The 15,133-nt window shown below is 48.2% G+C and carries 12 protein-coding genes; 5 read left to right on the top strand and 7 right to left on the bottom strand.

Features of this window, described 5'->3' with window-relative positions; translation table 11 throughout:
- Positions 1-4: 4 nt before the first annotated feature.
- Positions 5-805: a hypothetical protein gene (locus tag IEW74_RS07840; protein ID WP_188663546.1), complete on the top strand. Its 801-nt coding sequence runs from the start codon at positions 5-7 to the stop codon at positions 803-805.
- Here IEW74_RS07840 and IEW74_RS07845 read toward each other — a convergent pair.
- Positions 802-2,601 (bottom strand): ATP-binding cassette domain-containing protein, encoded by a 1,800-nt coding sequence (locus IEW74_RS07845; RefSeq protein ID WP_188663553.1) that lies wholly within the window; start codon positions 2,599-2,601, stop codon positions 802-804. The two genes, IEW74_RS07840 and IEW74_RS07845, sit on opposite strands and share 4 nt — an antisense overlap.
- A gap of 90 nt (positions 2,602-2,691) precedes the next feature.
- Entirely contained in the window at positions 2,692-3,435 is a 744-nt protein-coding gene (locus IEW74_RS07850; protein ID WP_188663555.1) for an MBL fold metallo-hydrolase, read from the bottom strand.
- Between the two features lie 146 nt (positions 3,436-3,581).
- Between IEW74_RS07850 and IEW74_RS07855 the strand changes: the two genes are divergently transcribed.
- A complete protein-coding gene (locus IEW74_RS07855) occupies positions 3,582-4,976 on the top strand; it encodes an FAD-linked oxidase C-terminal domain-containing protein (protein ID WP_188663557.1) in 1,395 nt (464 codons plus the stop codon).
- On the opposite strand, the gene IEW74_RS07860 is transcribed toward IEW74_RS07855, so the two are convergent.
- The 3 genes from IEW74_RS07860 to IEW74_RS07870 all read right to left on the bottom strand — a co-directional run bounded on the left by IEW74_RS07860 (position 4,945) and on the right by IEW74_RS07870 (position 8,346).
- Complete coding sequence (locus IEW74_RS07860) at positions 4,945-5,847, bottom strand: type IV pili methyl-accepting chemotaxis transducer N-terminal domain-containing protein (protein WP_188663559.1); 903 nt, start codon at positions 5,845-5,847, stop codon at positions 4,945-4,947. The genes IEW74_RS07855 and IEW74_RS07860 overlap by 32 nt on opposite strands.
- A 98-nt stretch (positions 5,848-5,945) precedes the next feature.
- The gene (locus tag IEW74_RS07865; protein ID WP_188663562.1) at positions 5,946-6,845 is read right to left on the bottom strand and encodes a type IV pili methyl-accepting chemotaxis transducer N-terminal domain-containing protein; all 900 of its coding nucleotides are present in this window, start codon (positions 6,843-6,845) and stop codon (positions 5,946-5,948) included.
- A 178-nt stretch (positions 6,846-7,023) separates the two neighbouring features.
- Complete coding sequence (locus IEW74_RS07870; RefSeq protein ID WP_229734272.1) at positions 7,024-8,346, bottom strand: acetyl-CoA hydrolase/transferase family protein; 1,323 nt, start codon at positions 8,344-8,346, stop codon at positions 7,024-7,026.
- 229 nt (positions 8,347-8,575) lie between these two features.
- On the opposite strand from IEW74_RS07870, the gene IEW74_RS07875 reads away from it, so the two are divergent.
- Together IEW74_RS07875 and IEW74_RS07880 are read left to right on the top strand one after the other, a co-directional pair.
- On the top strand, positions 8,576-11,599 hold the full coding sequence (locus tag IEW74_RS07875) for an EAL domain-containing protein (protein ID WP_188663566.1): 3,024 nt from the start codon (positions 8,576-8,578) through the stop codon (positions 11,597-11,599).
- Positions 11,592-12,212: a class I SAM-dependent methyltransferase gene (locus tag IEW74_RS07880; RefSeq protein WP_188663569.1), complete on the top strand. Its 621-nt coding sequence runs from the start codon at positions 11,592-11,594 to the stop codon at positions 12,210-12,212. The genes IEW74_RS07875 and IEW74_RS07880 overlap by 8 nt, the downstream gene beginning before the upstream one ends.
- A gap of 21 nt (positions 12,213-12,233) precedes the next feature.
- Here the strand turns inward: IEW74_RS07880 and IEW74_RS07885 are convergent, their stop codons facing one another.
- Positions 12,234-13,070 carry a mechanosensitive ion channel family protein gene (locus IEW74_RS07885; RefSeq protein ID WP_188663571.1) on the bottom strand — a complete coding sequence of 279 codons (837 nt, stop codon included), beginning with the start codon at positions 13,068-13,070 and terminating at the stop codon, positions 12,234-12,236.
- Between the two features lie 78 nt (positions 13,071-13,148).
- On the bottom strand, positions 13,149-13,916 hold the full coding sequence (locus IEW74_RS07890; protein ID WP_188663573.1) for an FKBP-type peptidyl-prolyl cis-trans isomerase: 768 nt from the start codon (positions 13,914-13,916) through the stop codon (positions 13,149-13,151).
- Positions 13,917-14,120: 204 nt separating this feature from the next.
- Between IEW74_RS07890 and IEW74_RS07895 the strand changes: the two genes are divergently transcribed.
- The gene (locus tag IEW74_RS07895; protein ID WP_188663575.1) at positions 14,121-15,125 is read left to right on the top strand and encodes a hypothetical protein; all 1,005 of its coding nucleotides are present in this window, start codon (positions 14,121-14,123) and stop codon (positions 15,123-15,125) included.
- Positions 15,126-15,133 lie beyond the last annotated feature (8 nt).

The raw sequence follows: 15,133 nt of genomic DNA on the forward strand, positions 1-15,133 counted from the left end.
GTGTATGTCGCAAGACGGTAAATTTGCGAAGCTGACAGGTAAAAAACGGATTTGGGCTGTTGGTGCCATTCATGGTGAAGTCGACAAACTGAAAGCCCTTCATGGTCAATTGGCCAATCATTTCCTGCCCGGTGATGCCCTGATTTATTGCGGTAACATTCTGGGGCGTGGTCCCGATGTTGCCGGAACATTGAATGAAGTTTTAAATTTCCGCCGTCTTGTTATTTTACAGGAAGGTGCCGAAACCGATGACGTTGTTTTCCTGCGCGGCTGTCAGGAAGAAATGCTTTATAAAATGCGCCAGCTTCCCTTTGCCCGTGAACCGGAAGAAGTGTTGGAATGGATGTATAATCAGGGTGTAGAAAGCACCCTTCAGGCCTATCACACCTCCTGCGCAGAAGGGATCAAGGCTGCAAAAGGCGGCATGAGCGCCTTATCAGCCTGGACCAATGCGTTAAAAGAAACCATGCGCACGATGGATGGCCATGAACAATATATGGATGCCTTGAAACGGGCCGCCTATAGCGATGATAAAAAACTGTTGTTCGTCAACGCTAATGTTGTACCCGATATGCCGCTGGACGCGCAAACCGATGCTTTTTGGTGGGGCACGCAAGAATTTCGTGAACTAGACCACCCCTACAGCGGGTTTGAACGCACGGTCCGGGGCTATGACCACCGCCAAGGCGGTTTTCATATGGCCAAACACCAGCTTTGCATTGATAGCGGTTGCGGATTTGGCGGCAAGCTGAGCGGTGTCTGCTTTGAAGAAAACGGCGCCCTTGTGGAACGGATTGACGTTTAACCTGCCGATAATTCTTCCTGCAACATTTCCAGTTCCAGCCAGCGTTCTTCACAAGCCTCCAGTTCGGCTTGAACCACGCTTAGATCATCACTGGTTTTTTGGAATTTATCCGGGCTTTTGGCAAATAAATCCGGGTCCGCCATTGCGCGTTCCAACTGTTCTTTCTCAGCCGTCAGTTTTTCCATCTTTTGCGGCAACATATCCAGTTCGCGCTGATCTTTATAACTGAGCTTGGCTTTCGTCTTTTTCGGTTGTTCTTTTGGTTTTTCTGCTGATTTCGCCTTTGCCTCTGTCACCGCTTTATCATCGGGGCGTTGGCGCAAATAATCTTCATACCCACCGGGGTATTCCTGCACATTTCCATTGCCTTCCACTGCAATGGTCGATGTCACAACCCGGTCCAGAAAATCCCGGTCGTGACTGACCAGCAACAAGGTGCCGTCATATTCAGATAGTACTTCCTGCAACAGGTCCAGCGTTTCCATATCCAGATCGTTGGTCGGTTCATCCAAGACAAGGAAATTGGTCGGACTTGCCAAAAGCTTCGCCAGCATCAGGCGGTTTTTCTCCCCACCGGATAAGGCATGGATGGGTTGGCGGGCTTGACGTTCTTCAAACAGAAAATCACGCATATAAGTCACGACATGCTTGGGTTGATCATGCACAATGATCTGATCCCCGCCCATATCGGCCAAATAATCCCACGGTGTCACATCTTTGGGCAAATTGTCGCGTTTCTGATCAAAATAAGCCGCTGTCAAATTGGTCCCGATACGAATATCGCCACTGTCAGGCTGTAATTGTCCCGTCAGCATTTTTAACAAAGTTGTTTTCCCCGCCCCGTTCGGGCCAATTAAACCGATTTTGTCACCGCGCATCACACGAATGGAAAAATCTTTGGCGATAATTTTGTCGCCAAAGGCCTTGGAAATTCCCTTGGCTTCAATCACCAACTTACCGGAGCTTTCCCCACTATCGACTTTTAAATTCACCGTCCCTTGCACCTGAACGCGGGTGGCTTTTTGTTCACGCAGATCAGCCAGTTTGCGCACGCGTCGCATATTACGTTTGCGCCGCGCTGTGACGCCTTTCAACATATAACGTTCTTCTTCGGCAATCTGGATATTGATGCGGGTCAGTTCTTTTTCCTCATCCGCCAGAACCTGTTCAACCCATTCGTCAAAAAATTCATATCCCTGATCCGTCCTGCGTATTTTTGAACGATCCAGCCACAATAATTGACGGGACAGTTTACGTAAAAACGTCCGGTCGTGACTGATCATCATCATCGCGCCCCGGAAAGACTGCAATTCTTCTTCCAGCCATTCAATCGTCGGTAAATCAAGGTGGTTTGTCGGCTCGTCCAGCAGCAAAATGTCCGGTTCGGAAACCAGCGCACGGGCAATGGCAGCGCGTCGCCCCTCTCCACCCGATAATGTGGAGGTATCACGCGCCCCGTCCAGTTGCATGGCTTCCAGACAAATATCCACCCGGTGATATTCATCTTCATGGCGCAAACCCGCATGAACATAATCATGGACACTGACGCCTTCGGGCATGACGGGGTCTTGCGGCAGATAGGAAACGGTTACGCCGGGTTGGACAAACCGTTCGCCGTCATCGACTTCAACCAAGCCGGCGATAACTTTCATCAAGGTTGACTTACCCGAACCATTGCGCCCGACCAGACAGATACGATCCCCCGGTTGAACAGCACATTCCACCCCTTCAAAGACAGGACGACCGCCAAAGGTTACATGTACATCGCGAAGTGTGAGAAGCGGAGGGAGCGCCATCGGGAATCCTTAAAATGCCAGCAAGAATGCGGATATTCGAAAGCGCCGTTTTACAGTATTCGCTCAAATTACGAAATGATGAATTGCATATTATATAGAAATTATAAGACCATCAAAGGCCGTCTGGTCTTCCATTTGCTTTTTTTGTGCCAGCGCATCAGGGCCAAGATGCGTTAAAACCAGATTGCGGGTGTTGAAACGATGTTTATTTTCCTGCAACGTCATATAGTCCATATGGAATTCACATTGCTGATCATACAGATAACATTCACATATAAACAGGTCGGAGAATTGCGCCGCCGTGACCAGATGATCCGTCCATCCCGTATCCCCGCTATAGACGATGGTTTTGCCTTCCACCTCGAAACGGAGAATAAAATCATTTTCGTCCAGAAGGTGTCTCGCCTGAAAGGCCTGCACCTTGATCCCGTTCAATCCTTGCGGCTGTCCCAATTTCAGTTCAACAAAAAAGACATCAAAATCAATACCTTTATCCCAACAACCGGGATAAAGGGCGTTCATGGCCTCAATCACCCGTTTCTTAACCCCACGCGGGCCTGCAATAATCAAAGGGCGGGTTCGTTTGGAAACATAGCGCGCATCCATGAGGAAAAACACCACACCGGCAAAGTGGTCGCCATGAAGATGCGTTAGAAAAATGGCTTCAATAGAATCCGGGTCAACGTTGAATTTTCGCATCGCGATCAAAGATGAGGCACCGCAGTCAATCAGGAAAGAGTTTTTCTGACCCAGCACATGAAAACATGTATTGAACCGTCCTCCTGTGCCAAAAGCATCACCGCTTCCGAGAAACTGTACATCAACCAAGCTCATATAAGCGACTTCCCTATACCCATGATTTTTAAATCCAACACGACCCAACTTTTAAGTCAAGTCTCATACGCACTTTTGCCCTATTGTTCTTTGCCTTAAGGATGATTACTATCGTTTCAACTGAAATTGACAACGAATGGTTAGCCATGACCACTGCATACGGAACGATTGATCAGACCTTTTTAAACCAACTGCACACCCTGACGGACAAGGACCGGGTTTCCACGTCGAAAGCCTTGTGTGAACAACATGGAACAGATGAGTCATACCATAAGGCGCAGGCCCCGGATGTGGTGGTCTTCACACTTTCCACAAAAGAAGTCTCCGATGTTGTCAAACTCTGTGCGAAACACAAGATCCCGGTCATCCCTTATGGAACAGGGACGTCACTGGAAGGCCATATAGCCGCCCTGCATGGCGGTGTTTGCATCGACCTGTCCCAAATGGATAAAATTGTCGAAGCCCGCCCGCAAGATATGGATGTCACGGTTGAAGCCGGTGTCACACGCAAAGCCTTAAACGAATATCTGCGCGATACGGGTCTCTTTTTCCCCATCGACCCCGGTGCGGATGCCTCCCTCGGCGGTATGGCCTCGACACGGGCATCAGGCACCAATGCGGTGCGGTACGGCACCATGCGTGAAAACGTACTGGCCCTGACCGTGGTCACCCCGAATGGCGATATTGTAAAGACCGCCTCGCGTGCAAAAAAATCTGCCGCTGGATACGATCTCACCCGTCTTTATGTCGGGGCGGAAGGCACGCTTGGTATTATCACCGAAGTCACCTTGCGTTTATACGGCATCCCGGAAACCATCAGTGCTGCCGTCTGTCCTTTCCCCGGTCTGGAAGAAGCCGTCAATACGGTGATTTCCATTATTCAATGTGGTATTCCCGTTGCCCGGATGGAATTGCTGGACGACCGCCAAATGTATGCGGTCAACCAATATTCCAAACTGGATTACGAAGTGGCCCCGACCCTGTTTTTTGAATTCCACGGCTCCCCGTCATCCGTAGAAGAACAGATTGAAATGGTCAAAAGCCTTGCCGAAGATTTTGGCGGAAAGAACTTCCAGTGGGCCAGCCAACTGGAAGACCGTGACCGTCTGTGGAATGCCCGCCACAATGCCTATTATGCCGCGCTTGCCTTACGACCAGGATGTAAAGGGGTCTCTTCCGATGCCTGTGTCCCGATCTCACGTCTTGCCGAGGCGATCATGGCGACCAAACAGGATATTGAAGACTCGTTTCTTGATGGCACCATTGTCGGGCATGTTGGCGATGGTAATTTCCATACTTTATTCGCCTTTATGCCCGATGATGAAAAAGAATTGGCCGAGGCCAAACGCCTGAATGCCCGTATTGTGGAACGCGCCATTGCAATGGACGGGACCTGCACAGGTGAACATGGCATCGGGCATGGTAAAATGAAATATCTGGAAAGCGAATTCGGGGAAGCCGGTCTGGAAATCATGCGCAGTTTGAAAAAAGCACTGGATCCCGATAACATTATGAACCCTGGGAAAATTGTCGCTCTATAGCCTTTTCCGCAAGGACTTTTTTGTAATAGTTCAGATATAAATCAGCAATTTTCCGGCTCTGATTCATAATTGCTTCATTGGTCCGTGAAATCACGATGAAATCAGATGTCTTTGCGCGCATGCTGTTGGCAATCGCCATCATCACGCGCTTCGGCGCGCGCCATTCCCGTTTTAATTCATTTAACGCTTGAACAAACTCGGCTTCAGGCGGGGCGATAATATTAAAGGCCTCATTACCCACCATCAAATCCTCCAGAATTTGATCAAATTCCAGAATGGAACGGGCCAGCGCATTGCGGTTGATATTTGCCGATATCCCGTAGGAGGTCATGCAAAACTCCTTTGCCGCCCTTTGCGACAAGGTTGCCAGTTTGCCCGTTAAACGGACCATTTCCGCCGCTTCCGCTTCATCGGTTATCTGGCTGCGATAATAGTCGCCCAATTCCTCAATCAGCTTTAATGTCGGTAAATTAAAATCTTCGATCATATTGACATCCAACCCCGGATGTTGCGGTGTCTGCGCCAACAGGTCTGAGGCAAACTTCAAACGCCCCCAGACCGGTGCCAAACGTTGCAACTGATCCAACACCACAGTGTCGTTTGCCGGGGAAATGCCATATGCGCCATGCCCCTCTTTTAAAATCATCAGATTGGTATCAAACATTTCACGGCTTTGAACAAGGACATCACGGTGTTGTTCGGTTTCTGTAAACGTCCCGATAAAACAAGCCGCCTTCGCCAAGCGTTGCGTCAACATATTTTGAATCGCCACCAGATTTGTCTTGCGCAGCAATTCACCCGCATCCGCCAGTCCGGGGCGCGCAAAAACACAACACAGCAGTATCACTCCTATGGCAGTAATTTTTTTCAACCGATCCTCATCCTATCGTTTGACGCTTTTCTCCCATTACCTCCCATAAAACACCAAAAAGGGAAATAGGAAAGGGAAACATTATTTTTAGTGTTATATCATTCCTGTGGCGCGGCGGCATCTTTATAATACGCGACCAGCATCTGAACAACCTGATTGGCCTCGCGAAGTAAGGCTTCATTTGATTTGGCAATTTTTTCAAAATCAGATGTCCGCGCTTGAAAACCACTGGCAACCGCCAATAAAACACCACGTGGTGACTGCCAGTCGACTTTCATCTGTGACAATTCGTTGCGAATTTCCAATGTTGGAACCGCCGAAATACCTTGGCGCGGATTTCCACTGCGTAAATCTTCAATCGCCGTATCAAAGGTATGTACCGTCTTGGCAAGGCTGGCCCTGTTTTGATCCACATCAACGCCATATGTGATCAAGCAAAATTCCTTGGCCGCTTTTTGGATCAACATACGCTGACGCCCTGCAATATTTAAAACGCGGGCCTGCCCGTTCGCCATTTGCTGACTGGAGGCATATTCCATTTCCATCATTTTTACGACCCGTTCGAACTGCCCCAAAGCCTCAAGGTTATATTGTGCGATTAAATCAACGCCCAGTCCCGGCAATGCTGCACTTTCCCCTAATAAACGGGCACCGAAATCCAGCATTTCAAGCACACTATCCAGTTGATCCAGTTCTTCACGAATCGCTTTATTACTTTCAGGGAGGAAGCCCTCTTGCGAACGGCCATTTTTAAAAGCGTCATGACTGACCTTTAACAGATCCGCTGTTTGCAGCAGGATTTGACGATGCTGTTCCACATCACTGAAAGTCGCAATAAAACAGGCAGCTTTGGCAAGGCGTTGGCTCAACATCCGTTGACGTCCGGCCAGATCAATTTTTTGGGCCTGCATGCGCTCTGTTGTCTCTGCAAAGACCGGTACATAGGCAAAGGTCGATAACAAAGAAAAAACACTTCCAATCAGGATAAATCTACGCATTAAATGGCCCCCGCCTTCTATAGGTTTAAAGATAAAAATATCCTATTTAAAAACCATAAGCTACTTCTGCGGTCCCATTTCTGCGTACAGGAACGAGAAAAAGCCTGCACAAAGTACAGGCTTCTCGTAAGTGGATACATTCAGACAGGCTATTACGCTTTTTAAACGCAAAGGTCGATTACATCATCCCCATGCTATGCGCTTCTCTTGACAAATCTTCGCGGAAATCGGGATGCGCAATATCGATTAAAGCCTTGGCACGTTGCTGCAAGGAACGCCCCTTCATATCGGCCACGCCATATTCCGTCACCACAAATTGAACATCCATACGCGGGTCCGTCACGGCCCCGCCGGTCAAATGCGGCACAATCCGTGAAATGGTGCCTTTTTTGGCTGTGGAATGCAGCGCGATAAAGGATTTCCCCCCCGGTGACGCATAAGCGCCACGGACAAAATCCAACTGCCCCCCTGTGCCGGAGAATTGATGCCCGCCAATACTTTCCGAATTCACCTGCCCGGTAAAATCAACTTCAATGGCGGCATTTACCGAAATCATATTTTCATTCTTGCGAATGACGGACGGGTTGTTCACATAAGACACCGGATAGCCGACAATTGAGGGGTTATCATCCATAAAATCAAACATATCCCGATCGCCAAGCGCCAATGTAAAGACATGTTTATAAGGCAATAATGTCTTGCGGCGACCGTTTAAAACACCGCGCTTGATCAAATCCACCATCGGCGGTGAAAACAGCTCGGAATGCAGGCCCAAATCCTTATGACTGACCAATTGGCTCATAACCGAGTTCGGCACCGCGCCGATCCCCATTTGCAGGGTCGCCCCGTCAGGGATGCGTTCGGCAATAAAATGACCTATTTTTTCATCTTCAACACTGCCGCCCCCGATAATAGTTTCCATCAAAGGCGGGCTATTTTCAACGATCATATCCACATCGGAAATATGCAATAAACATTCACCAAAGGATCGCGGCATGTTTTCATTGACTTCAACGATGATCCGTTTGGCTTTGCGTACAACCGTTGCGCCGTAATCCGGGTTTGTTCCCAGACTGAAATGCCCGGACTTATCCATCGGGGATACCGTCACGACAAAACAATCCGGTGAAATCGACTCCGTCAACAAGCGGCCTGCCTGATGGAACAGACAGGGGACGAAATGCACCCATTCTTCCCCGACATCATAGCCTTGCTTGGCCAATTGACGATCATGGCTGCTCATAAACAAGGGATGAGGTTTAATGACCGGCATTAATTCCGGCACCAGCAGCGATTCGGTCGCCGCCGCACTGGCATGCATATAATAAACATTCAGGTTGGTAAACCAGCCCTGCTTTGCCCGGCTGGCCACCGCCTCCATCAAGGCGGGCGGCATGGCAGCCCCCATCCCCAGAATTAGATTGGAACGGTCTGCAATACTGGCGACCGCATCATGCGCCGTTGTTTTCTTGGCCTCATACATTTCCATATAGAACGACACGAACATACCCCCTCAGGACATAAGAATAACGATAGTTGGTTTGGAGCATACACCAGCTTTTCGCAAGCGCAAAAAGAAAGTCTTTTTACATTCCATGATCTTATTAAATACGGATACGTAGATTCCCTAGAAACAAGGTGTTATATTTATCAACGAAACAGACAGGTTTTCTTTTTCTTTCAACCTGATGTTTCTTTAGGGTAGCCGAAAGGGGGCATAAGGCAAAACCGTGACACCATTTTCATCCGAACAAAACACAGGCAAACTTTATCAAAGAACCAAGAGCACACATATCCTTCTTGGCGGTCTGTTTCTGTGCTTGACGCTCTGGATCACGGGAAGTGTGTTCACTTGGCACAGCTATCAATCCGTTCTGGCACGTGCGGAAAATAATATTGCCAGTCTGGGAACACGACTGGCACATCATACCTCGACATCCATCAAAACCGTTGATCTCGCCATCATGCGCACGGTCGGTCATTTTTCAAAGAATTGGGACACGCTCAAAAGTGCCCCGCCACAGGCGCATGATTTTCTCACAACCGCGTTTAGCGGCATGCCTCAATTGCGTGACATTATTATTCTTTCGGCGGACGGGAAAACCCTTTTAAACCATCGATACGATTACACATATGCGGGTTCTGACCCAAACGACACCTTCCGCGTTCAAATGCTGCTCAACCCGGATCGCCGCTTACTGATTGACCGCTTGAACAGTATGAAAACCATCGGGCTAAGCCGTCCTGTTTACGACTCTGTCGGTACATTGCAGGGATACGTTGTTGCCAAAATCCGTACCAGCTACTTAAAAGAAATTTATCAAGTCGGCATGGATAACAACGAACATGATATCGCACTCTATAACAAAACGTCCCGGCTTTTATCCATCCCCGAGGTCATGGCTTTTCATCACGATATCAGCGATTTATTTTCCCGCACAGAAAAGCAGTCCCTTCAAACCGAACGCAATCTGATAACGGGGCAGCAAAATATAAATACACGCACAAAAGTCCCCGATTACGATTTAATTCTGACCGTCGATATCGATGTCCAGAATATTATAAAGGCATGGAAACAGCAAACCATTGCCTATACCATTATCGGGGTGATTTTTTCCGCTTTGATCCTGATCTATGCCTTTTTGGTTCAGCGCGCTTTCAGTACCGTTCAGCTTGAAAACCTAAGGCGGCAAAAAACAGAAAATAGCCTGAAAAAGTTATCTCAAGCCATTGAACAAAGCCCGACCAGCGTTGTCATTACGGATGCAAAAGCTCGCATTGAATATGTCAATCCAAAATTCACTGCAGTTTCAGGCTACGCCCTTTCCGAAGTCATCGGCAAAAATCCAAAAATCCTCTCCGCCGCCACGGACATAAAGACCGATTACGCCGCAATGTGGGACACATTAAAACAGGGTAAGGATTGGCGGGGCGAATTTTGCAACCAGCGCAAAGATGGCAGGATCTATTGGGAAAGTGCCGCCATCAGTTCCATTAAAAATGAACAAGGAGACATTACACATTTCCTTGCCGTCAAAGAGGATATTACAGAGCGCAAAAAAGCCGAGGACCAATTACAATTGGCTGCCGCCGTTTTCGAAGCCGCCTCCGAAGCCATTATGGTCTGCAATGCCAATAACGTGATCGAAATCGTCAATAGCGCCTTTAGCGAAATCACCGGATATTCTGTCGAAGAGGCCACAGGGCAAACGCCCTCTCTCCTGAAATCAGGACGACATCAAGCTGAATTTTATCGCAGCATGATTGAAAAGCTCAACAAAATTGGCCGTTGGGAAGGGGAGATCTGGAATCGCCGCAAAAACGGCGAAGTTTACCCGCAATGGCTCTCCATCAAAACCATTCGCGATGAAACCGGTAAAATTCAGCGTTACATCAGCCTATTTAGCGATATTACACTGCGCAAACGCAATGAAGAACGCATCCTTTATCAGGCCAATTACGATGCCCTGACCGGCCTGCCCAACCGCAGCCTATTTCTGGATCGCCTGCAACGTGCCATCATTCAGGCCGAACGCAGCGACACACAAATCGCCCTGTTATTTATCGATCTGGATCGATTTAAAAACGTCAATGACACATTGGGACACGCGTGCGGGGATCTTTTGCTACAAGAAGCCGCCGCCCGTCTCAGCGCCCTGGTGCGTCGTTCCGATACGGTGGCGCGGCTGGGCGGGGATGAATTCACCGTCATTCTCAGTGATCTCAGTGATTTTACTCAAATTGAGCATTTGGTCGAAAAACTCCTGAAAAGCTTGTCTGCACCTTACGATCTGGAACAACATGTCGCCTTTGTGTCCGCCAGTATCGGGATTACGATTTTCCCCAACGATGGGGCAAACGTTGAAGACCTGCTCAAAAATGCCGATACGGCCATGTATCAGGCAAAAGAAAACGGGCGCAATCTCAGCCAGTTCTTCACCACACAAATGAACGACGAGGCCAACGAACGCCGCGCCCTGGAAACCGCATTGCATCAGGCCTTGGAACGTGAAGAATTTGTTCTTCACTACCAGCCGATTGTCGATGCCCGCACCAGCGAATTGGTCAGTTGCGAGACCTTGCTGAGATGGCATCAACCGGAACATGGCAACGTCTACCCCGACAAATTCATCCCCTTGGCAGAAGACACCGGCCTGATCCTTCCAATCGGGGCATGGGTTTTGGAAAAAGCCTGTTTTGAAGCCGTCAATTGGGCGAAAAAAATTAAAAACCCGCCCAATATTTCCGTCAATATGTCGTCGCGTCAATTCCAGCGTACCGATGTGGTTGCTCTGGTCCGCGACACACTGCAAAAAACGGGTTTGGACCCTCAACGCCTGACGTTGGAAATTACCGAAAGCCTTTTGATTGTTGATGACAAAAAAATCGTGCAGCAGCTCCATGACGTGCGCAAACTCGGGGTTGGCTTGTCCATTGATGATTTTGGGACGGGGTATTCCTCGCTCAGTTATTTACGCCGCTTCCCGATCACAACCTTAAAAATTGATCGCGCCTTTATTCTCGATCTCACCACGGATGAGGAAGCGGCAGCCGTTGTCTCCGCCATTCTCTCTATGGCAAACAGTCTTCATATGAAAGTCGTCGCCGAAGGGGTTGAAGAACTTGAACAACTGAATGCCTTACGCGAAGGTGGATGTGATTATATTCAAGGGTATTACTACAGCCCGCCCGTCCCCATTGAGGCATTCCGCCTGATGGTGCAAAAAGAAGGACCATTGGAACCCGATGAATAATATCATCCAGAAATGGAACGAAAAATACGCAGGCGAAGGTCTGGTTTTCGGCACCACACCGAATGGTTTCCTTGTGGAAAATAGCCATCATTTCCCAAAGGGCGGACATATTCTTGCCGTGGGCGATGGGGAGGGGCGAAACGGTTTATGGCTGGCTGAACAAGGATTTAATGTCACCTCGATCGATGGTGCAGCCAATGCCGTGCGCAAAGCCCGGCAGCAGGCCGAGGAACGTCACCTGAGCACGCGTTTTCATGCTTTATGCGCCGATTTGGAAAAATGGAACTGGCCGATTGGTAAATTTGACGCGGTTGCCTGCCTTCATCTTTATTTCACGCCCGATCAACGCCCGAAGATGCATCAAGCCATGATGAATGCCTTGATCAAAGACGGTCTTCTTGTTTTAGAAGTTTTTCATCCCGATCATGTCGGACGCGGCCTCGGTGGACCGTCCATGCGCGAGTTATGTTATACTGCCGTTGATCTGGCACATGATTTCAACCGATATAAGATCTTACATTTAGAAGAGTGTGAACGTGAAATTGCCCCATCCACCTTTCATGAAGGCGGACAGGGCAAAGTCAGTCGGATCGTTGTCAAAAAACAAAGGTAACGCCCTAGCGTTCAAACCTTATTATTCAGTATCTGCCGATGCATTCACATGATGCACGACTTGTTGCGGGAAAGGAATGGAGATGCCGTTTTCATCAAACGCTTCCTTGATGCTTTTCGTCAAGCTCCAACGCACCCCCCAATAATCAGAGGCATTGACCCAAACGCGTACAATGATATTCACAGAACTGTCGGCCAAATCCCCAACCGCCAGTACAGGGGCCGGGTCCTGCTTGATACGATCATCCGCCTTTGCGAGTTCTTCGATCACTGCCATCGCCTTGTTGATATCATCATCATAGGCAATCCCCATCAACAGGTCGACACGGCGGGTGGCATGGGCACTATAATTCAAAATGGCACTGCCCCAAACGCGTGAGTTCGGCAGCAGGATTTGCACGTTATCCCCGGTCGCCAACTCTGTGGTAAATAAAGATACACCTTTGACGGTTCCGCTTACCCCGCCGATATCAACAAACTGGCCCACCTTAAAGGGGCGTAAAAACAGGATCATAACACCTGCGGCAACGTTGCTGAGGGTCCCCTGCAACGCCAAACCAATGGCTAGGCCGGCAGCACCCAACACAGCGATCAAACTGGTTGTTTCAATGCCGAATTTGTTCAAAACCGCCAGAACGGTAACGGCAACAACAATATATTTGACCAAGGTGGCCAAAAAGCCTGCCAGCATTTCATCGACATTGGGGCTTTTCATCAACAGGTCGTGACATTTCCGCTTGGAATAGGCCGCAAACCAAAACCCGACGATTAAGATGATGATCGCCGCAATAACCTGCAAGCCATACATTGCGACAAAATCAATAACCGTTTGTACCGTCTGCTCTACAGATTCGGACATTTTTCTATGCTCCAGATATTATCTATTTAGCCAAATATGCACACATCTTAAAAAAATAGAAAGATTAAAAAACAAATTTTACTGATGTTTATTACCATCGTTTTCGTTGGGTTGAACCGTCAGATTTCCTTCGCTTAACCAAACGTTCATGCCTTTACGTACATTGTAAACTTTGGCATAGCCAAACCGTTGGGTCAATAACTGCGCCGCCGCACTGGAACGGTTTCCTGATCGACAGATCAAAATCACATCTTCATTGGGTTGTGCCAGTTTTTTCAATTCATTCGGGAAATCCCGGTTAATTTTGCCATTTGCCATTCTAAAGGGCAGGAGGCGACTTCCCTCAATCACCCCCGTTTGTTTCCATTCCGCCGGGGTACGAATATCAATTAGCGTCACCCCTTTTTTCAACAGTGCTTTTAGCTCGGCATTATCAATATTTTTTAGCGGGGCATCTTTCACGCCGAGAAGCTCAATCTCAAAGCGTAATGTGGAATCGGGCGGAATAACATCGCCAACCCCACGCGATCCATAAGCCATTTCCGGCGGGATAATCAGTTCGCGTTTTCCACCAACCTTCATCCCCAGGACGCCTTCTTCCCATCCCGGGATCACCTGACGTGCACCCACCGTAAAAGTAAAGGGGCGGCTGCGGTCATGGCTGGAGTCGAATTTTTTACCGTTCAAAAGCCATCCGGTATAATGAACAACGACCTGTTTTTCAGTTTCAACCTGATCACCGCTCCCTACTGTCAGGTCTTGTATTTTCAACTGGGAAGCGTAAGCCGTTGCACTGGCAATAAGTGTGACCATTAAAAAGCTGACACATTTTATGACGCTGCGCATATTTCTCATCCTATCTTATGTAAACCCTTGGTCAATTAATACATTATTACCCTCTGATATAAAAGGTATCTTTATCAATTCCATTACTTAATGCTTTTTTCCGCGCCTGCTTTTCTATATAAAAAAGGAAAGAGGGAAAGCGATAATCGCTTTAAAAATCAATCTATAATTTCTAATGAAACCGATCATAAGGAAAGCCCCATCATGGCGACGGGCACCAACACAGATATCTTTCATGCAATTCGATCGCATGTAAAACAAACATTAAAAATGGCCGAAGCCCAGAGCAAAATCGCGGATGAGACCAGAGAGCTGTTATCCCAGCTTCTTTTAACCAGACGAGGCGATGGAGAAATTGTTCTGGATATGAGCGCATGGCAACGTTTAAAAGCCACGGATAACCAGTGGATGGACAAAGAACGCCACCAGCAAGACCGCTTCGTCAATCCGACACGCCTGCCTCAATTGGTTCCCGGCCTTCAAGGATTATCCCCCACACAATATCTCAGTTTTGTCCAGCGTCCATTGGAACGCAATGGCGACAATGGCGTACATCTATGTGCGCAAACACTGCGCTATTTTGAAAAATACAGTGATCGTGAAATGGCAAGTGAACGCAATAAATTGTTTGGGCGCTCCCAACGCTATATCGCCAAACTGTTACTCAACGAATTGCTTGCCAAAGAACATGGCGTTACAGACGAAAAAGAACTGGACAGCTTGCGAACTGCAACCCCGCCACAGGCGCAATTCGAATTGGCGGCAAAAGTTCTGGGCATTTCGACCGCACAAGTTATGAACCGGTTGTTTAAGTATGCCATTGCCTTGACCTTCATTGAAGCTATTCAAAACAAAGCAAACCAAATTCATAGAGCGAAAACAAAGTTCGAAGGGCTGTTGCGGAAATTGGCCGCCAGCGAACCCGGCCCCACCGCCAAAACGCGCATTAAAGAGATATATCTCGGCTTTCAAAAAGACCTGAAACTGATGTCACAGGAAATTGACGAAATAAATCAATTCCTGAACTCTTTAATCGTGAAAATGAAGAAAGAAGATTTTGACGAGCATTTTACCCGTTTTCATCGTATCGGCGCCCGCCTTGATGCCATCGCGTCACGCTGGGTCATTATTATGAACGAAGCCAATAGCAACGATGCCCGTACGCCGGTGGAGAAAATTAAAGGAATGCACACGGTCTACACACATTGATGCGACAT

This window comes from Terasakiella brassicae (assembly GCF_014641495.1).
Classification (GTDB): domain Bacteria; phylum Pseudomonadota; class Alphaproteobacteria; order Rhodospirillales; family Terasakiellaceae; genus Terasakiella; species Terasakiella brassicae.